This window comes from Tepidimonas sp. HKU78, assembly GCF_049860815.1.
Lineage (GTDB): Bacteria > Pseudomonadota > Gammaproteobacteria > Burkholderiales > Burkholderiaceae_C > Tepidimonas.
On sequence record NZ_CP187547.1, the window covers coordinates 2,236,007 to 2,253,553 of the forward strand.

General features: G+C 60.0%; 18 protein-coding genes. 6 read left to right on the forward strand and 12 right to left on the reverse strand.

The window, feature by feature from the left end:
• From ACPYIS_RS11025 to ACPYIS_RS11065, 9 genes are all read right to left on the reverse strand, one after another.
• Positions 1–1,614, reverse strand: coding sequence for a conjugal transfer protein TraN (locus ACPYIS_RS11025; RefSeq protein WP_144327713.1), 1,614 nt, complete (start codon positions 1,612–1,614; stop codon positions 1–3).
• Positions 1,614–2,855 carry a hypothetical protein gene (locus ACPYIS_RS11030; protein WP_424859233.1) on the reverse strand — a complete coding sequence of 414 codons (1,242 nt, stop codon included), beginning with the start codon at positions 2,853–2,855 and terminating at the stop codon, positions 1,614–1,616. Before ACPYIS_RS11030 ends, ACPYIS_RS11025 begins: the two co-directional genes overlap by 1 nt.
• Complete coding sequence (gene trbC, locus ACPYIS_RS11035) at positions 2,855–3,568, reverse strand: type-F conjugative transfer system pilin assembly protein TrbC (RefSeq protein ID WP_424859232.1); 714 nt, start codon at positions 3,566–3,568, stop codon at positions 2,855–2,857. Before trbC ends, ACPYIS_RS11030 begins: the two co-directional genes overlap by 1 nt.
• Complete coding sequence (gene traU, locus ACPYIS_RS11040; RefSeq protein ID WP_424859231.1) at positions 3,565–4,623, reverse strand: conjugal transfer pilus assembly protein TraU; 1,059 nt, start codon at positions 4,621–4,623, stop codon at positions 3,565–3,567. The genes trbC and traU overlap by 4 nt, the downstream gene beginning before the upstream one ends.
• On the reverse strand, positions 4,607–5,233 hold the full coding sequence (traW, locus tag ACPYIS_RS11045) for a type-F conjugative transfer system protein TraW (protein ID WP_424859230.1): 627 nt from the start codon (positions 5,231–5,233) through the stop codon (positions 4,607–4,609). The genes traU and traW overlap by 17 nt, the downstream gene beginning before the upstream one ends.
• Before the next feature lie 71 nt (positions 5,234–5,304).
• On the reverse strand, positions 5,305–7,581 hold the full coding sequence (gene mobH / locus ACPYIS_RS11050) for a MobH family relaxase (RefSeq protein WP_424859229.1): 2,277 nt from the start codon (positions 7,579–7,581) through the stop codon (positions 5,305–5,307).
• Between the two features lie 2 nt (positions 7,582–7,583).
• Positions 7,584–8,090 (reverse strand): S26 family signal peptidase, encoded by a 507-nt coding sequence (locus ACPYIS_RS11055; protein ID WP_424894669.1) that lies wholly within the window; start codon positions 8,088–8,090, stop codon positions 7,584–7,586.
• On the reverse strand, positions 8,087–8,566 hold the full coding sequence (locus ACPYIS_RS11060; protein ID WP_424859227.1) for a FlhC family transcriptional regulator: 480 nt from the start codon (positions 8,564–8,566) through the stop codon (positions 8,087–8,089). The genes ACPYIS_RS11055 and ACPYIS_RS11060 overlap by 4 nt, the downstream gene beginning before the upstream one ends.
• On the reverse strand, positions 8,566–8,850 hold the full coding sequence (locus ACPYIS_RS11065; RefSeq protein ID WP_424859226.1) for a hypothetical protein: 285 nt from the start codon (positions 8,848–8,850) through the stop codon (positions 8,566–8,568). Before ACPYIS_RS11065 ends, ACPYIS_RS11060 begins: the two co-directional genes overlap by 1 nt.
• A gap of 52 nt (positions 8,851–8,902) precedes the next feature.
• Between ACPYIS_RS11065 and ACPYIS_RS11070 the strand changes: the two genes are divergently transcribed.
• Both ACPYIS_RS11070 and ACPYIS_RS11075 read left to right on the forward strand, forming a co-directional pair.
• Complete coding sequence (locus ACPYIS_RS11070; RefSeq protein ID WP_424859225.1) at positions 8,903–9,328, forward strand: helix-turn-helix domain-containing protein; 426 nt, start codon at positions 8,903–8,905, stop codon at positions 9,326–9,328.
• Positions 9,329–9,512: 184 nt separating this feature from the next.
• Positions 9,513–10,643 (forward strand): RNA-guided endonuclease InsQ/TnpB family protein, encoded by a 1,131-nt coding sequence (locus ACPYIS_RS11075; protein ID WP_424859218.1) that lies wholly within the window; start codon positions 9,513–9,515, stop codon positions 10,641–10,643.
• Here the strand turns inward: ACPYIS_RS11075 and ACPYIS_RS11080 are convergent.
• The 3 genes from ACPYIS_RS11080 to ACPYIS_RS11090 form a co-directional block, all read right to left on the reverse strand.
• Positions 10,603–11,526 carry a nuclease-related domain-containing protein gene (locus tag ACPYIS_RS11080; RefSeq protein ID WP_424859223.1) on the reverse strand — a complete coding sequence of 308 codons (924 nt, stop codon included), beginning with the start codon at positions 11,524–11,526 and terminating at the stop codon, positions 10,603–10,605. The genes ACPYIS_RS11075 and ACPYIS_RS11080 overlap by 41 nt on opposite strands.
• A complete protein-coding gene (locus ACPYIS_RS11085; protein WP_424859222.1) occupies positions 11,523–12,839 on the reverse strand; it encodes a hypothetical protein in 1,317 nt (438 codons plus the stop codon). The genes ACPYIS_RS11080 and ACPYIS_RS11085 overlap by 4 nt, the downstream gene beginning before the upstream one ends.
• Positions 12,840–13,091: 252 nt before the next feature.
• The gene (locus ACPYIS_RS11090) at positions 13,092–13,310 is read right to left on the reverse strand and encodes a hypothetical protein (protein ID WP_424859221.1); all 219 of its coding nucleotides are present in this window, start codon (positions 13,308–13,310) and stop codon (positions 13,092–13,094) included.
• Positions 13,311–13,821: 511 nt separating this feature from the next.
• On the opposite strand from ACPYIS_RS11090, the gene ACPYIS_RS11095 reads away from it, so the two are divergent.
• The 4 genes from ACPYIS_RS11095 to ACPYIS_RS11110 all read left to right on the forward strand — a co-directional run bounded on the left by ACPYIS_RS11095 (position 13,822) and on the right by ACPYIS_RS11110 (position 17,501).
• Positions 13,822–14,394: a hypothetical protein gene (locus ACPYIS_RS11095; RefSeq protein ID WP_424894671.1), complete on the forward strand. Its 573-nt coding sequence runs from the start codon at positions 13,822–13,824 to the stop codon at positions 14,392–14,394.
• Between the two features lie 52 nt (positions 14,395–14,446).
• Positions 14,447–15,436, forward strand: coding sequence for an IS5 family transposase (locus ACPYIS_RS11100; protein WP_066708478.1), 990 nt, complete (start codon positions 14,447–14,449; stop codon positions 15,434–15,436).
• 280 nt (positions 15,437–15,716) lie between these two features.
• Positions 15,717–16,847, forward strand: coding sequence for an RNA-guided endonuclease InsQ/TnpB family protein (locus tag ACPYIS_RS11105; protein WP_424859218.1), 1,131 nt, complete (start codon positions 15,717–15,719; stop codon positions 16,845–16,847).
• Positions 16,848–17,096: 249 nt separating this feature from the next.
• Positions 17,097–17,501 (forward strand): hypothetical protein, encoded by a 405-nt coding sequence (locus tag ACPYIS_RS11110; protein WP_424859217.1) that lies wholly within the window; start codon positions 17,097–17,099, stop codon positions 17,499–17,501.
• Positions 17,502–17,547 lie beyond the last annotated feature (46 nt).

Genomic DNA, 17,547 nt, shown 5'->3' on the forward strand with positions numbered 1-17,547 from the left:
TTACTGGCTTCCCCGCTGATAGTAGTTTTGGACTCGACGCTGCACCTCTGATTGTACGCCCTGCCCCATTGCGCCCACATCCGGCATCTTCACGTTTGCCATCACCTCGGCCATGAACTCTGACAGGTCCATTTGTGAGAAGTCCAGCCGCTCGAACTCGGCGGGCGTGAATCCAGAACAATCTGGATTCCTTGGGTTGCCCCACGACTTACCGATCTGAGCACGACCTTGAACGTTGATGATCCGAGCAAGTCGGCTGTTGTAGCAGCAATACGATTTCGTTTTCTCGATACAGGTTTTCACGATTGGCAAACGCTTCGAACAATAATCACCAATCTCGACGCACAGGTTTTGCCCGCGCCTCAGCGCAAGAATTTGCTCGCTTTGATCGCAACTCAAGATGTCTTGCAGGATCATGAGCCCGACCTGGATAGCGAAGGACACCGGATCAAAGCTAACAAATTGCAACCCCGCCGTCGCCGAATAGGAGAACGTCACCCCATAAAAGCTGGCGGTCGATGTCCACGCGGTCGCGCTCCACGCATCAATGGCGCGATTGACGAGAAACGGTATGTCAGACGCGAACATTGCATCGTACACATACGGCGACCCAAAAAACTTGGCTCCCTGCACCGCAGCCCCAAGCGCCATCGATGCGTTACTCATGCCGGCGCCACCGCTTTTTTTCTTGCAGCAGTTGACCAGTCCAAATAGCTTGACCTTGCATCGTGAGTCGAAGCCCTTGAAAATCTCCAGCGAATTGGGGTCCATGTATGTCCCGGCCTGCCTGGCTGCTTCCATCGCGGTGATTGCCTTGGCGAAATCGTCGTCATTCTCGTAGCCAGTATCAAAGCATTGGCCGTCCCTGCAGAACGCCTGGCCCGAGCAATCGGTCACGGTCGTGCTTTGCTCGGGCCGCGACACGCATCGATATGTTTTTTTCTCATCGATGCACTTGCCCGCAACCACGTCTTCAGGGGCACAGGGCTGCGTCGATTGCAGGGTGCAGCTTGGATTGGTCGAGTAGCTATCGCAGTCAGACGAATCTACGCGACCGGTCAGGCACGCATAGGTGTTCTGCTTCTGATAGCAGCCATCGGGAGCGACCTGCGATGGACTGATGCCTGGTGGCAGGGGAAACGGCGGAGTGGTCGATACACATCTGCTCTCCGCGATTTGACAGTTGGTATTCGTGTCGAGCGACTGGCATGGGCCTGGATCGTAATTGCTCGATATGAGCGTATAGGTATCATCGAGACGGATCGTGTTTGGCGGCGTTGGTTGCGACGGATCGCTACAACGATAGGTCTGCGTATATTTCATGCAGCCTGAGCCCAGGATGCTGTCCCACTGGGCACATGTTGAATTTGTCTGCCAGCAACCAGCATTGATCAAGGGTTGGCAGTAGTTGATTGCGTTGGGCTTGAGGCAGGTGTAAGTATCCTCGTATTCCCAACACGAGATATTCAATTGCGACAAACAAACCTGTGCGCCAGAAATCGTCTTGCACGGAGTAGAATCTACGCACACAGAACCGGTGCGCTTGCAGTCGCCAGCAATGGCGCTGCCCCATGAAACGATCAACACGAACACCAAGCCTAGCAAGCGAAACATTATCGTGCCCTCGCCTCAAGACCTGCACAGCCATTTCGCAGAATCGCGCTGCAATTCAAGGGGCAGTATGCCAATGTTTTGAATCGGACGATTCCGTCGCCGTTCTTTCCCACAACCAGCTTTAGTCGGACATGATTTGTCCCATTTACCAGCAGATGTTTCAGCTCCGCCCCTCCGTAAGAGTAAATATTGGACCCGCCTTCAAAAAAACTACTGCTGCATGTTCGCCCGTCAGTTATATGTTGATAGGTAATGCCATCTTCCGTAACAGTGCAGTAATTGAAGTCATTTCCGCCGGTGCTGTGATAAATGAGGTTGCCATTCAACCAAACCGCGATGTTGTCGTCATATAAAATCTGATCCAGAAAAAACGTCGCAATATTGTCCTTGTTCGTTATATCAAAATATATATCCGACTGAAAGATTTGAAGGAATGTGCCACTGAACATGTAGTTGTTTATCCATGATCCGTCCGGCGCTATCGTGCCAGCAGAGAGGTACCAATAGTTATTTCCAGCTTGATGGAGCAAAATTCGTCCAAAACCGCTGATCGTCGCTGTTCCAGTATTTATGCCGGATGGAGCGCATCCTGTACCGCCGCCGGTACAACTGACTTCATAAGTCCTTCTGCACTTCAGCGTTTCGTATGCGTTGATGGTCTGATCGCATTGGAAGTTTGAGTCAGCATCAATCTTGATGACCCGCCCCATCGTGCATTGCTGTTCCCCAACCTCGCGGATCGACGAACATGTGTCCGTGCTGTATTGGGCGGGGGTCGTGATGGTGCGCGGCACACATTGCGTGGTGCTGCCCGTGCCGCCCATGCCGAGTGAGGCGAAGATGTTTTCCGCGTTGTTGCGGATGTTCTTCGCTCTAGCGAACATCGGGTTGTTGCTCAGGTCGAACTGCGGGCGGGTGTTGGGGTTGCGAGCTAGAAAGTTGACGGCTTCGCATTCCTGGCGCTTGATGGGATCGGAATCCGGCGTGGCCGTCGCGCAGGTCTGCATCTTGGTGATTCCGTGACCCGACAGCTCGCCTCGTCCGCCTTGGAAGTAATTGGTTTCAGGCGCGCTTGCTCCATACGATGGCACCTTGCCCGTGGCGCTGCCCGCGCTGATTTGCGATGCCGCTTGCTGCCTCGATCCTGCTCCGAGTGTCTTGCCAGCCTGAAATGCTTGATCGGTACTTGCTGCGGCGATTCCGACCATTAGCCCAGACAACACTGCGACGATGACTCGCATCAGCGAATTCCCCCAACGATCTTGCTGCGATAGTGCTTGGCCCACGCTGCCCAGGCGGGGCTTTTGCGCTCGATGTAGTCCAAGGCGTAGTCAAGAGTGACATCGCCCGTCACCTTGACAAAGGTCTCCGGTCGCGCGCAGCCGTTTTCGAGCACCTCCCCTGCTTCCGCCCCAGCAATCACCACCGCTGGTACACGGGTTACGCTGAACTGCTGAAACGCTGGCGGGTGGATGGCGGCGGAGACGTTGCGCTGACCGATGAGTTTTTGAAGCTCTTCGCCCATGCGGTTCATCGAGCCGTCCTTGAGGCCCCGAAACACCAGCGTCGCACCGGCGCGTTCAGCTTGCTCGATGATGCGCTCCAGTGCCTGCTTCGGCATGGACAGGGAGACGAGAACCAAAAGATCGGGCTGCGCCGACGTCGGGGCTTGCGGCTTGCTCAAGTGCTGGTACTTTTGCGCGATAGATGCGAGGTCAGGCGCAGCCACCGGCGGCTGAGGAATGGCGTCGATTTTGGGCAGCGCGCCCCCATAGGCTTCCTGCGCTGCTGCGGCCCCGGGCAAGCGACTCATCGCCTCTCGGGCGGCTTGCTGGGCACGCATGACGGCTTCGGTGGTCGGTACCGGCGCCGCGCTCGATGACTGGGCAGCGGCATGGTGGCACAGCGCACCAACCACGAGCGCAAGCAACGATGGCGAAACGATTGCTCTCATCGCGGGGGCACTCCATCAGCGATGCTCAACGCCCCTTGGCAGCAGTTGCGCTTGCGGAAGATTTGGTAGGCGAAATCCTCCCCTTTGTAGGGAAATTCGCGCCCCGAACCCCAAAGCGCGGTTGTGCGGCCCAGCGGCTGACAACAGCGACTCACCAGGGTTTTTCCTGTTCCAGGGGGACCAGGGGTCTTGCTGGTTTGGGGTATGGGGTACAGCATGTGATATTTATAGGCAGTCTTGTCCATGATGGGGATGGGATAGTATCCACATAGCCCGTCATTGCCGTGCGCGCCCCACATCAGGCCCTCGCGGTGCATTTTCCCGATGATGCGCTGCAACAATAAGGACGATGCCTGCACGCCACCCACGTGCGCCCCGACGTTACCATTGAGAGGGTACATCGACCCCTGGCAGCCTGCGCACCAATAGAATAGGTTATTTGGAAATCCCGCCGACGCCGCCACACAATCGGCTGCACAGGCAGCGCGTGCAGGGAGATTGGCAAACAGATAGACATCGGGATTCAAGATGCGCGTGAGTTCATCGTCCTTCCACATCGGGTCGAGCTCCGTCAGGTACGCGAGATCGAACCCGGTGTTTTCCAGGCAGCCGCTATCGAGCACGACTTGAATGTAGTACATGATCGGATCGACATACCAATGCACCTGGTAAAAAGACGACTGATCACCGCCGTCGCGCCTTTCCTGCTTCGCCTCCGGCGCGTCAAAGCCAGGATTTAGCTTTATGCCGCCGAGACTGACCATGCAAAACGGCTCGCGCGAAACATCAACCCGGCGTACTGGCTCCCAAAAGCTGACTTTCATTCCGATCTTCGGCGGGTTTTTGCAGTAACAAAGTGGATTGCCGCCGGGATTTTGTGTGTCCTCTTGCCCCGACGAAATAAGGGTCGCCCCGCCAATGCGGATGGGGAAGATGCACGACCAGCAAATATCCGTGATCGGATTGGCGAACTTGCCCTTGCAAGTCGCCGCCTGTGCCGTGATACACGCCAGAACGACGCTGAGCGTTGTCAATGCCTTATGGACGAACTTCATCGACGCGAATCCTCTTGCCTTCCTGACTGACCACGGCTGGGGTCTGCTTGATCAAAAAGCGCTGTGATAGTGCCCCACCCTGGTCGTAAAAAACTTCGCGCTTCCATTCCCGCATCAGTTTGAGCGGCTCGCCACCAACCAAAATAGGCTTGACGGGCATTTTCGATTGCGCCATGTACCGCTTGGCGAATTCGACCTGATTTTTCTTCGACCCATCGAAGAAAAGCAACACCTTGGACATGCGGTCGTAATCGAATGGATTGACCTTGGTCCCGGCGGGGAACAGAATGCGCCCGTGTTCGTCTTGGATGTGCCGATCCAGCGTGTAGGTGGGATCGATGTAGAACGTGCGAGCGGTCTCCGTTGGCTTGATACCGGAAACCGGTCGGGGCTTTTCGATGCCCTCGATCACGCGGCGCCGATACTCTTCTTCGTGGCGGGCCAGTTCACCCGTCGCCTGCATCTGCCGCAGACGGCTTTGGATGGCCTCGATCAGGTCGCGCTCGGCGATGTCGTAGGTCGGGCCAATGACGCCCAGGTCTTGGGCGAAGAGGGAGCCCCCGAGTGTAGCCCAGAGGGTTGCGGCGACAATCGTGGATCGTGCGTGCATGCGCCCGATATTGGCACAACCGACACCATAAATCCACAGTCAAATCGAGACATTTCCGGTCGCTTTTCGGATCAAGGGCGCACTCGAAGGGTCAGGCCGTCCATACCAATCCGCCCCTGCGATTCCTTGATCAAATCCGTAAGGCGGCGATGTGTAATGCGCAACCCACGGCGCTTGCAGGCATCCATCACAAGATGCCTTGTGGTCTGGATGCTGCCATCCGCCTGCACCTGGGCTTGCAGATCGGTAACGATCACGGCAATCAAGTCTTCAAGTGACACTTCTTCTTCTGTCCGTCGGTCATCGGCACTCTTTTTTGCTGGCGAGCCGGTGGTCGGGCTTTGCGGGGCTCGCCGCGCGGCTGTGGCCTCAGCCGGGGGCTGCTCCGCGTGGTTGGCGATGGAGGCAAGATTGGTCGCGGTCGGCGTTGCCGCCTCGTGCGCCACTGCCAGATGCTGGGTCAATTCCGGCTTCGATGCGCCTTGTGCGCTCACGGCGGCGTCTGCCGAAGCGGGCCTGGGGCCGGGTTTGGCTGCCTGCTCTTCATCGCCTGGTCGCTGCGCCTGCGCGGGCCTGCTTGCGGTCAGTGCTCTGCTGATCGTTGGCGTCAGGGCTATGCACTTGACCGACTCCGCTCCGAAGGTGGCCTCTTGCACCTTCTTCAGCGGCGCCAACGGGTCGATCCACAGCCACTCGTTGGCTGTGAGTTCGTCCAGTATCGCCTTGGGCGTCAACCCGTAACCCGCGAATGCGTCCGGCCAGCGCAGCAACAAGCGGCCCTGCTCGTCGAGCAGCGCGTCTCGTCCCCATGACTTCGCTCCCGCAGCCAGGTCTTGCAGGAGCGCCTTGAGGGCCTCGCCCGCCGGACCATCGAGGGAGATGTCGTCCGCCTGACCACCATGAGATTGGCCCTCGCGCAGCCGGGGCGATGACGATGGCAGCTTGACGCCGCTTTTTGCTTTCTGTTTCCCCCGCGCTGGCACTGTAGCGCTGGGGCGCTGCGGATGCGCTGCGGGCTTTTGCGTCTCTGCGAATGCCCGCTCATCCGCCGGGCCGCCCGTCTCGTCAGCCTGCTGCGCAGCGGGCGCTTCTTCATCAGCCGTGGGCGGATGCTCCACACTGTCGGTCTGCGCGGTGTCGTCGATGATCCTGCCCTCGATCGGCGGGATGGGCACAGACGACACCATCGCGTCATCGCGCAGCCTGATGGCGTAGAGCTTGATGTCCGGTATTTTGGCGGCAAGGCAGGCAGGAGCGATTTTCCAGAGCCGATCTTCAGGCGCAGCACCCTCTCTCAGGAACGCAATTTGGCGCTCGACGAGCATGTCCAGTATCCCGTCGGGTGTCCGTGGTATGCCGGGTATGCCATCTTCGCGAACCTGTCTGGCAAGGTCTTCACCCCCAGCGGGCCACACCAGATAGACGTGGCCGCCGATGTTCCAAAGCCGCGCACCTGGCTCGTTGACCAGCCACACGCCCTCTCGCACGAAGCGCCGCATGACATCGGTCAGATGCCTCTCGACAGGCACGCCGATGTCATAGCCTGCCATCGCCACTCCCAACGTGCGAAGGTCGCGCTCGACACTGGTCTGGTCGGCCTTGACCACCAGATCGTGAAGCCGGTTGGCGGCACTTGGGTTGCAGGTGAGTGACTCCATCAGCCAGACGATGAGGTCGGTGCCTGTCTCGCCAATCCACTCCAGGGCCTGAACACCGATGATGCGGTCAGCGATCATGCTGGAGAGCGCTGTGTGTTGTCTTGCCCGCCCGTCTCGCCATTCCAGGAAGTACGCGTCGGTAGCCGTGCGCGCGGCCCAGGTGTAGAGGTCCTCCCGTATCGGCTTCCACGTCTGCGATCGGTCGCTATTGGTGACGATCACATCCGTCACAGGCTTGCCCGCGTCGTGGCACAGCGCCGCCACAAACACCGCGAACTGCCAGCGAGGTTCCCGTTCGCGCCGCTGCGACGGCGTGCCCGTGATGTCCAAGAGCACTTTGTCCGCCGCCTGCAACGCCCAGTACGCGACTTCCAACGAGTGCCGAAACAGCCCCCCTGCCCCTCGATGATGGTGGGCCTGCGATGCGGGCAGCAGGTGTACGAATGACGCGAAGCGCTCGATAACAGGCAGGAACAGGCGCCGAAAATCCTCCGGCGGCAAGACAGAGGTATTAGCGATGCGCTCTATCAGTTCCTGTTGCGTCTCCAAGATGCGATCCGGGGGCACTGCGGGCAGCCCCTTCATGAAGGGCGGGTAGCGCGGGATGTCATCAGCCGACCAGTGGTAGATCGGCTCCACCGTGCGCTGCACCGGTGCCCGGTTCTTCTTCTTGAGCCAGGACAGCAGCATACTCAGAACAGGCGGTACGCCTTGCCCACGATTTGGTCCTGCGCCACCCAACCGATTGCATCGTAGCGCGAGTCGAAGCTGTCGGGGTGATCCGCTGCCATGTAGTAGTGCTCTGGTGGGATCACCCCTTCTGGGCCGGGCTTCAAGGGTTCGCCGCTGCGTGATACAGGCTTGGCGCGCCCGACGAACCGACCATCGACGAAGTAGTCTCGAAAACCCGCCCCTGAGTCCTTGGCGGTCACCATCGAGCCGGGCACGCCCGCGATGCGCTTCAAAAACAGCGACCCTGCCACGTACCCCCCGCCGCCAGTATGGCGAAACGCCGCCATATCGCCCAATTGAGGCATGGCCCCCTTGTGGACGAGGAACAACGTCCCAGGTATCGAGTGGGACACGTTGATGCTGAGGTAGAAGTTCCGGCCAAGGACGATGATGGCCACCAGTAGCCAGGCGTACAGTGGCGCCCGCTTGCTCAGGTGGACATAGACGCGATCCGCAACGCTTGTCATGCGGGCTCTCCCTTGGGGCGAGCGCCGCAGAAGGCGCAGCGGTCACCGTGGCGCCGACGGTGCTCGTCGTACAGGTATCTTGCGCCACACTGCGGGCATCGCACGAGGCGCATGATGCCCGCGCGCACATCGCGCACTGCGTAGTAGGCGGCGTTGATGTCGATGGGGCCGCATATCCAGCGAAACCGCTCACAGGCATCGAGCAGGTGGTCACCCTTGACTGCCGCCCCATACACCGCGCGATAAAAGCAAGCAAATGCCGCGAGTGTTGCCGCGTCGCCACGACTTTCGATAAAGGCCAATACCGAATCCGGTAGCTTCCCGTTGCTAGGTCGCGTGCCATGGATTTCTTTCCACCACGCCCTCAGCGTGCGCACGCCAACACCTGTCATGTGGGTGATGACGGACAGCCGCATGCCTGCGCGCACCAAGCGGTGAGCCAGATCGAGGTTGGAGAGCTCTGCCAATGCCACCATCAGGCCACCTCCCCCGCCAGCACCGACACTGCGTATGCGCCGCGGGCGCTGGGTGGCAACGACGCGAGACGATCGAGCGCGGCGTCGTCCAGGCGCAGTGTGATGAGGCTGACGCCTCCCATCGACCGCGCCAGTTCCTCGATCTCGTCGAGGGTCATCGCCGCTATACGCTCCAGCGCCCGAGGCGATAGACCGGTGGCGATCTGCGCGCAATCTTTTCCTGCGCGCGCAGCTTCTCTTGCCATAATCAAAAAAGATCGAGTGATCGAAACACTGTCTTCCATGGCGCATCTCCGGCGGTCTGCGCCATTATATACCGTTTGCGGAATCTTACAAGTGAAAAGCGACCAAAAATGCACTCCCTTACCCCGATCGCTCGGGGAGCGTCTCAAGGTGTGGCGCGATCACTTGGGGCTCAACCAGCAGCAGTTCGCCGATTTGCTAAAGATGAACATCGGAACGCTGCGCAAGTATGAGCTGTCCATCAACTTGCCCGGCAGTGAAGCACTGGCCGCGTTCGGCACCACGGGCGTGAGTCTCGACTGGCTGGTCCTGGGACGGGGCGAGATGCGTGCTCAGCCCTCGGAGTCCGGCGACGTTGAGTGGAAAGGGAAGCTGGAAGCACTCAAGGAGGTCGTCGCCTCCCTGGACGAGGAAAGGCGCAGCGTCGTACTCGATGACGCCATCGCCCGCGCCCGCGACGCTATCCGCATGGCGCGTCTCGAACGGATCGTGCAGGAGCTCAACCAGCGGTTCGGCTGATGCCGTCCCGCGCTTGCGTCGCGCTTGCAAGTGGTACTGCATGCCGTCGCCGTTGGCGCTTGGACTGCCAGTGGTGATGGTCCTTCACAGCATTACCAGCGCGGAAGCCCCCGACTTCAGTCGGGGGAGGAAGCGCGGCCCCCATGGGTTGGCATATTGAACCAATCCGCCTATAATTGCATGTATGAAGCTGACCTTGCAGACGCAACTTCTGCCTACCTCGGAGCAAGCCGCTTTGCTCGAGGCGACCATGCGCGCCTTCAACGAAGCAGCCAACTGGTTGGCCGGCGAGGCGTTTGCAAGAAAGACCGCCAACAAAATCCTGCTGCAAAAGCTCTGCTACGCTCAGTTGCGCGAGAGATTCGGGCTGTCGGCCCAGATGGCGGTGCGCTGCATTGCGCAAGTCTGCGAAGCCTACAAGCGGGACAGGTCCAAGCGACCGCAGTTTCGTCCGCTTGCCGCTGTCCCCTATGACCAGCGGTTGATGAGCTTCAAGGGCATTGACCGCGTGTCGCTTTTGACGCTCTCGGGTCGCATTCTCGTGCCCATGGTCATGGGCAAGTATCAGCAAGAACGGTTTACCGCCGCCAAGGGGCAATGTGATCTCGTCCTGCGCAAGGATGGCAAGTGGTTCCTGCTTGTGACCGTCGATCTGCCAGACGGCACCAAGCCGCCAACGACCGACTTCATCGGCGTCGATCTCGGAGTGGCCAATATCGCCACCGACAGCGACGGGCAGCACTACAGCGGCGATGCGGTCGAAGCCGTCAGGAGTAGGCAGTACACACTGCGCGCCAGTCTCCAGAGGGCTGCTTCTGCCAAAAAGCGGCGAGGCATGCGTCCGAAGAACATCCGGCGCAAGCTCAAGCGCTTGAGCGGGAAGGAAAGGAGATTTCGCGCCAACGAGAATCATCGCATAGCCAAATCGCTCGTTGCTAAGGCCAAAGGCACCGGTCGCGGGCTTGCCCTGGAGAAACTCAAGGGCATCCGCAACCGGACACGGTTTCGCAAGGCGCAGCGGGCGAAGATGGGTGGGTGGGCTTTTGCGCAACTTCGTGCATTTGTCGAATACAAAGCCAGGCTGGCAGGCGTTGAGGTCGTCTACATCAACCCTGCCTATACCAGCCAGACGTGCGCGGTTTGCGGGCATGTATCCAAAGCCAACCGCCCATCGCAAACGGAGTTTCGCTGCGTGGCCTGTGGGCACGCCGACCACGCAGACGTGAACGCGGCGAGGAACATCCGTTGCCTCGCCAGGGCGTCTGTCAATACGCCTAAAGTCTCGGAACCGCATCAGGACCTTCTGGTTGCGTAGTACAGGGACAAGCCCCCGACTTCAGTCGGGGGTAGTTGACGGCCAGCCTCACGATACGCTCACGCAGCGATGCCGTCAGCCTTTCTTGATCCGACTCGGGATCAAACAACAGCCCGAGGTCGAGCGTGTCAAGTGTCGTGACGACATCGGCGCACGAACCGTCCATGCGCCCGATGCGCGTATCGTCGGCAGCAAAGAGCACCACCGTCGTGATCCTTTGCTCGATGCCGTTTTTATCCAGCCAGCGTTGCAGCGGCGTGGCGGCCTTGAGAAGCTGCATGTCTGGGGCGCGCGGCAGCGTCTTGATTTCTAGCAAGTCGCCACGACGCCCATAGCGCTTGGCCCACCAGTTTCGTCCGTCGGACTCGATCACGCCTCGGTTGCCTTTGATCTCGATGGCGTAGATTCCATACGGGCCGATAAGGATGCGGTCGATTTCCCCACCAGGCCCACGATAACCGGCGATCAGTGTCCAGCGCTCACCCAGCGCTGACGCCAAAAACGCATCGACTCGGCACTCGGCTTCGCTGCCTGCCTGGGCCTGCATCTCTTCAACGCTGGTTTGAAGGGGAGCAGGTTTGTAGTCCCGAATCTCGCGCAGCGATTTTTCCAGCCTGGCGACCCGCCTCCACTGCTGCCAAGCCTGAAGCAATTGCAACCGCAGCAAGGCTTGCTTGAGTCCACCTATGTACTCTCGTCGCCGCTGATCGAATGCGTTCGCCATGGCAGCCTGCGCGGCCACCTGTTGTTCGTACTGCGCGATACGCGCATGTCGTAGTTTGTGCGCCAACTGGCCCGGATAATCGGACAGTACGATCCTGCGCATGCCTCGACCAACGACTTCCGTCGTAGCCGCGCTTTCGCTATCCATCGCAGCGTTCACTGCTCGATCCCCAGCGCGACGTAAAGCTCGCCGACCAACTCTTGCGCAAGTGTGGCCGCCATGATGGACTCGCTATTGGCGCTTTTGAACACCGAGTGACGTGTTTCCTTGCCATCTTTGGGTTGTCGCGCAATCACGAGTAGCGCTTCTTGCTGATAGCCACCGCTCTTTTGAACCGCGCCCGCAGGCGCCGGTTGCCCCTGAGCAGCCGCCGCGCCAAGAAGAAAGCGGCTCAATCCCTGCGAGAGGGTGCCGGTGATTTTCTTGGCGGGCGGCTCGATCGCCCTGTCTGGCGACTGGAGAAGGTTGCCAAACGCCAGGGTCATGCCTTCGTGGTTTTTGGTCTCAGGAATCGAAAACTCGCCCTCCACGATGTACACCACGTCGGCGTCTTCTTTCGTTTCGACGACACGGTGTCCGTTGGCTGCTAGCCGCTGCCGAAGTTTGCTCGTTTCCTCAGAGGAACCGACGAACTCGATGAAGATACGACGCCCAAGGTCGGGGGTGAAGGCGTTTGGCTCAGCCTGCACAGCGGCTGCGGTTGACTCGCTGGTGACGGTTGATCTCTCCAAACGAGGTCTGGCGACATCTGCGGCATCGGACGCAGACTCGATCGCCACCGCAGCCTCGTTGATGTCGGTGCCGGCTTGCGCCATTTCCTTGGCAGCCTCGACCACCGCCTGGGTCGCCGCTTTCTGAGCGCCCGTTTGCTGCAACATGTCTGCTTGCGCCAAGACTGCCTTTGCCTTGGCCTGCGGGATGCCTGCCTCAACCTGGGCGTTGGCCTGGGCGAAGATGATCTCGTTGTTCAAGCGCTGCTGCGCGCGCCAGAGGGGGTTTTCCGTCATCAGCTTGGCTTGGGCGACCACGGCACTCGGGCTGCTCATCGCGGCATCGGCCACGACACCAAGAAAGCCGCTGGTGGTAAAAATCTTGTCCCGCTCGGCTTTCTGTCGAGCCTCTGCGGCCTCCGCCATCGCTTGCACCTGCTGCGCCCACTGCTGCTGGCGACGCAGCTTGAGAATCAGGCGTTCCCGGTCGATGGGGCGCAAGTTGCGCTCGGCCTCGATTTGCTCTACTTGCTTTTGAAATGCCTCGGCCAGTTTGCGCTCCTGTTCTGCCTTTGCCTTGGCCTCCGCCTCTGGATCGCGCATCGATTCCTTTACGCTATCGACCGCCTTACTGACGGCGGCCCCCGCAAGCTCGGCGCCCGCACGCAGGCCGATTCCAATCAGGTCGCCAACGCCGAAAGCGTGTGCTGGGTTTGCGGCGATGAGACCGACTATCGTGGACAAAACAACGGTTCTTTTCACGACACTCTCCCGAGATAAGCTATCCGATCTACTACTCTCGGGCTTGCTGGCCCGTTTGTTCTTGCGCTTTTCCTGCCGTGGTCGAATGCCGACCCAGGCCCACCGACTCCAGCATTTTCCCTGCCACCCGCTCACCTTGGTCCCATGCGCCTTTCGCGGCCCGAGAGACGGGGTTTTCGGTGCAGCCGACCACGGCTATCGATGCCACCAGCCCGGCAGCCGCGAGACGACCGAATGCGGGGCGTGCTCGCATCACTGACGCCCTTTAGCCTTTCCTTGCGCGTCGAGCGCGCGCTGTATATCCTCGCGCACTTTGCGGTACTCATCCAGCAGCAGTTCGAGCAACTCTGCCACGGCTAGCGGTTCGCGCTTCGCCTGTGGATCGATGAGTGCGATAGCAGTCTGAAAGGCCGTAAAGACCCGGTGCTCACGGTCGATCAGGTCAATGTGGTTAGGCGTGTATTCAAACATGGCTGACAGCTCCCGTTCGTGAATGACGCCCATTATAGGCACATTTCGGCGGCGCGCAAGTGCTTTACCGGGGGGCTGGCGGTAGCATTGATTGCTCGGGTTGGGGGGAGGAAGCCGTATATATATAAATAGCGGCGATCGACCGTTCGTCGGATTCCCAGCGGCACCCCTCTCGTACTCTGGAAGGGCGGCTTTTTCGCCGCAGCAGTCGTTTCGTTGCTGCCGTGCTCGCGCTACGGAATAGCGCTGAGCCGGTGCGCGGCAAGCCCCACCGTTCAGGGCCAGCCTTGCCGGGTCGCCTTAGGAATCTCTGGCCTACGGGGCGAAGAGGATGTCAGGGCGCGCGATGCGGGCTGCTTGAACAGCGGGGCCAGAATGGTCCGCAGCGACCCGCCTTTGCGTAACGGCAAGGTCGCCCGCCGCCCGCTCTGCGTAGTGCCGCACAACCCCTTGTACCCATGCGCGAGATGCGTTATGATGCCTATAACGACTCTTTTTGGAGGACGTCATCATGACGGAGAAGCAATTCATTTCGGCGTTCTTTGCGAGCTTTTTTGTGCCTCTGATCTTTTCCATCCCGTTCTGGCCGCGCCTGCTTGAGCGTTATACGTTTGGCGGGATTTTCGGTGCTTTCTTGTCGTTTGGGGTTGCCTTGTCTAGTATCGTGGCTAGCGTTGAAACGATATTGAACCCGGCTACCGTTGGTGCAACATTGCAGACAGAAGGCTATGTATTCATGTTCCTTTTTCTCGCTGTCATCTCCATTATTACCGGGCTGTTTTGGCTGAAAACAAGCAAGCACCCGGTTAGCGAGCGCCGTTTCAGCATCGTCGATGCTGCGATCCAAGGCCGCTGGGACTTGCTTGAGCAAGCTGGCGTTCCGAAGCACGAGATAGAGCAACTCCAACGGCTCACGCCTCAGCAACGTGCCGACTTGCTCATGCCCTTGAAGAAGCGGGTTGATGAGGTGTTAGAAGCAAATAAGGAAAACAGGAAGAACAAAAATGTCCCCCCTGAAGACATCACGATCTTCCCTGGTAGCCTGTGCAATGATCTTGAGTGTCGAGGCCGAGTATCGAGCTAAGGAAGGTCTGCAAAACCTTCCTGCCAGACTGCCGGGATGGGACAATAGCGACATGAAGCAGATGAGTCTGGAGGCGCCGATGTATACGGGCTTTGAGCTGCGCGCCAAGCGCACCCGCAAGCGTGCGTTTTTGGAGCAGATGGACCGTGTGGTGCCGTGGGCAGAGTTGGTCGCACTCATCGAGCCGTATGCGCCGAAGGCGGGTCCCAAGGGTGGGCGGCCACCCTTTGCGGTAGAGAAGCTGCTGAGGATTCATTTTTTGCAGCAGTGGTTTGGTCTGTCGGACCCGGCGGTGGAGGAAGCCTTGTACGACACGCCGCTGCTGGCGAGCTTTGTTGGTCTGGACCTGGGGGTGGATGTCGTGCCGGATGAGAGCACCATCCTGCGCTTTCGCCACCTGCTGGAGCAACACGGCCTGAGCCAGCGTATCCTCGAGACGGTCAATCGCATCCTGACCGAGCGTGGCCTCATGCTCAAGAGCGGCACCATCGTGGATGCCACGCTCATTGCTGCTCCCAGCTCGACCAAGAACGCCCGCCGTGAGCGCGACCCTGAGATGCACCAGACGAAGAAGGGCAACCAGTGGTACTTCGGCATGAAAGCGCACGTTGGGGTCGACGCCGAGACAGGGCTGGTACACACGGTGGTGGCCACCGCTGCCAACGTCTCGGATGTGACGCAGGCGCATCGGCTCTTGCACGGGCAAGAGACCGACGTCTTTGCCGATGCGGGCTATCAGGGAGTGGACAAGCGAGCGGAAAACCAGGGCAAGCAAGTCGCTTGGCACGTGGCCATGCGGCCGGGCAAGCGCCGGGCATTGGACAAGCGCACTTTTCTTGGCCAGGTGATGGATGCCTTGGAACGCACCAAGGCGCGCATTCGTGCCAAGGGTGAGCATCCGTTTCGGGTACTCAAATGCCAGTTTGGCTACCGCAAGACGCCCTATCGAGGCTTGGCCAAGAACGGCGCGCAGCTCAACGTCCTGTTTGCGCTGGTCAATCTGTGGCTGGCGCGCAAAGCCTTGCTGGCTGCGACGGGATAAGTGCGCCCGCAGTGGGCTCACTGGGGCCGGATGAGGCTGCAGAGGGCCCACGAAGGGGCTTGCTGGAGCCCAAGAACCGTTCAGCATCTGTTTCGATCCCATCCTACGAAACGATATTGACCCTGAACTCGTCGCCACGAACGAGTGGGCGGGGTAGTGCAGAGGTTCCCTAACGATTTGTTCACAGCATCACCGGCGCGGAAGCCCCCGACTTCAGTCGGGGGAGGAAGCGCTGCTCCATGGGTTGACATATTGAACCAATCCGCCTATAATTATAGGCATGAAACTGACCTTGCAGACGCAGCTTCTGCCTACCTCGGAGCAAGCCGCTTTGCTCGAGGCGACCATGCGCGCCTTCAACGAAGCAGCCAACTGGTTGGCCGGCGAGGCGTTTGCAAGAAAGACCGCCAACAAAATCCTGCTGCAAAAGCTCTGCTACGCTCAGTTGCGCGAGAGATTCGGGCTGTCGGCCCAGATGGCGGTGCGCTGCATTGCGCAAGTCTGCGAAGCCTACAAGCGGGACAGGTCCAAGCGACCGCAGTTTCGTCCGCTTGCCGCTGTCCCCTATGACCAGCGGTTGATGAGCTTCAAGGGCATTGACCGCGTGTCGCTTTTGACGCTCTCGGGTCGCATTCTCGTGCCCATGGTCATGGGCAAGTATCAGCAAGAACGGTTTACCGCCGCCAAGGGGCAATGTGATCTCGTCCTGCGCAAGGATGGCAAGTGGTTCCTGCTTGTGACCGTCGATCTGCCAGACGGCACCAAGCCGCCAACGACCGACTTCATCGGCGTCGATCTCGGAGTGGCCAATATCGCCACCGACAGCGACGGGCAGCACTACAGCGGCGATGCGGTCGAAGCCGTCAGGAGTAGGCAGTACACACTGCGCGCCAGTCTCCAGAGGGCTGCTTCTGCCAAAAAGCGGCGAGGCATGCGTCCGAAGAACATCCGGCGCAAGCTCAAGCGCTTGAGCGGGAAGGAAAGGAGATTTCGCGCCAACGAGAATCATCGCATAGCCAAATCGCTCGTTGCTAAGGCCAAAGGCACCGGTCGCGGGCTTGCCCTGGAGAAACTCAAGGGCATCCGCAACCGGACACGGTTTCGCAAGGCGCAGCGGGCGAAGATGGGTGGGTGGGCTTTTGCGCAACTTCGTGCATTTGTCGAATACAAAGCCAGGCTGGCAGGCGTTGAGGTCGTCTACATCAACCCTGCCTATACCAGCCAGACGTGCGCGGTTTGCGGGCATGTATCCAAAGCCAACCGCCCATCGCAAACGGAGTTTCGCTGCGTGGCCTGTGGGCACGCCGACCACGCAGACGTGAACGCGGCGAGGAACATCCGTTGCCTCGCCAGGGCGTCTGTCAATACGCCTAAAGTCTCGGAACCGCATCAGGACCTTCTGGTTGCGTAGTACAGGGACAAGCCCCCGACTTCAGTCGGGGGTAGTTGACCTTGGTTTCGGCAAATCCTCGGTCTTGATGCTTGGCTGCTGCGCCGCCGCAGGTTGCGCCTGTGGCGGCGTTGCTTTTTGGCCGCCCAACAGTTTCTCTATGCTTGATCTGCCAGACTGCCCCGCGAAGACGGTTCCCTGATCCGCGAAGAGCGGCTGTACCTGCGGCTGCTGCGGCTGCTCAATGCGCGGCTGCTGCTGGGGTTGCGGTTGCGGCAGGCCCGCTTCGGCACGCTGCGGCTGCTGCACCGCACCGGCTTCAGTGCGCTGCTGGGGTTGCGGTTGCGGCAGGCCCGCTTCAGTGCGCTGCTCGGTCTGCTGCCCGATACCGGCTTCAGCACGCTGCGGCTGCTGCGGTTGTTGCGGCTGCGACAGGCCCGCTTCAGCGCGCTGCGGCTGCTGCACCGCACCGGCTTCAGTGCGCTGCTGGGGTTGCGGTTGCGGCAGGCCCGCTTCGGCACGCTGCGGCTGCTGCACCGCACCGGCTTCAGTGCGCTGCTGGGGTTGCGGTTGCGGCAGGCCCGCTTCGGCACGCTGCGGCTGCTGCGGCCCCCGGCGGCCACCCAAAGTGCTCCACTTATGGCCACCCAAATTGCTCCACCTGACCAGTGGTGACCTGATGCATTGAGCTTGGCATGTTGGTCGCCCGCTGGCCGACAGG

Bases quoted from the DNA above. Each gene is read 5' to 3' on its own strand.
- ACPYIS_RS11060 (WP_424859227.1), bottom strand. From the start codon at position 8,566: ATGGTGGCATTGGCAGAGCTCTCCAACCTCGATCTGGCTCACCGCTTG.
- traW (WP_424859230.1), bottom strand. From the start codon at position 5,233: ATGCACGCACGATCCACGATTGTCGCCGCAACCCTCTGGGCTACACTC.
- ACPYIS_RS11030 (WP_424859233.1), bottom strand. From the start codon at position 2,855: ATGCGAGTCATCGTCGCAGTGTTGTCTGGGCTAATGGTCGGAATCGCC.
- ACPYIS_RS11090 (WP_424859221.1), bottom strand. From the start codon at position 13,310: ATGTTTGAATACACGCCTAACCACATTGACCTGATCGACCGTGAGCAC.
- ACPYIS_RS11100 (WP_066708478.1), top strand. From the start codon at position 14,447: ATGAAGCAGATGAGTCTGGAGGCGCCGATGTATACGGGCTTTGAGCTG.
- ACPYIS_RS11025 (WP_144327713.1), bottom strand. From the start codon at position 1,614: ATGTTTCGCTTGCTAGGCTTGGTGTTCGTGTTGATCGTTTCATGGGGC.
- trbC (WP_424859232.1), bottom strand. From the start codon at position 3,568: ATGAGAGCAATCGTTTCGCCATCGTTGCTTGCGCTCGTGGTTGGTGCG.
- ACPYIS_RS11065 (WP_424859226.1), bottom strand. From the start codon at position 8,850: ATGGAAGACAGTGTTTCGATCACTCGATCTTTTTTGATTATGGCAAGA.
- ACPYIS_RS11075 (WP_424859218.1), top strand. From the start codon at position 9,513: ATGAAGCTGACCTTGCAGACGCAACTTCTGCCTACCTCGGAGCAAGCC.
- traU (WP_424859231.1), bottom strand. From the start codon at position 4,623: ATGAAGTTCGTCCATAAGGCATTGACAACGCTCAGCGTCGTTCTGGCG.
- ACPYIS_RS11095 (WP_424894671.1), top strand. From the start codon at position 13,822: ATGACGGAGAAGCAATTCATTTCGGCGTTCTTTGCGAGCTTTTTTGTG.
- mobH (WP_424859229.1), bottom strand. From the start codon at position 7,581: ATGCTGCTGTCCTGGCTCAAGAAGAAGAACCGGGCACCGGTGCAGCGC.
- ACPYIS_RS11055 (WP_424894669.1), bottom strand. From the start codon at position 8,090: ATGACAAGCGTTGCGGATCGCGTCTATGTCCACCTGAGCAAGCGGGCG.
- ACPYIS_RS11105 (WP_424859218.1), top strand. From the start codon at position 15,717: ATGAAACTGACCTTGCAGACGCAGCTTCTGCCTACCTCGGAGCAAGCC.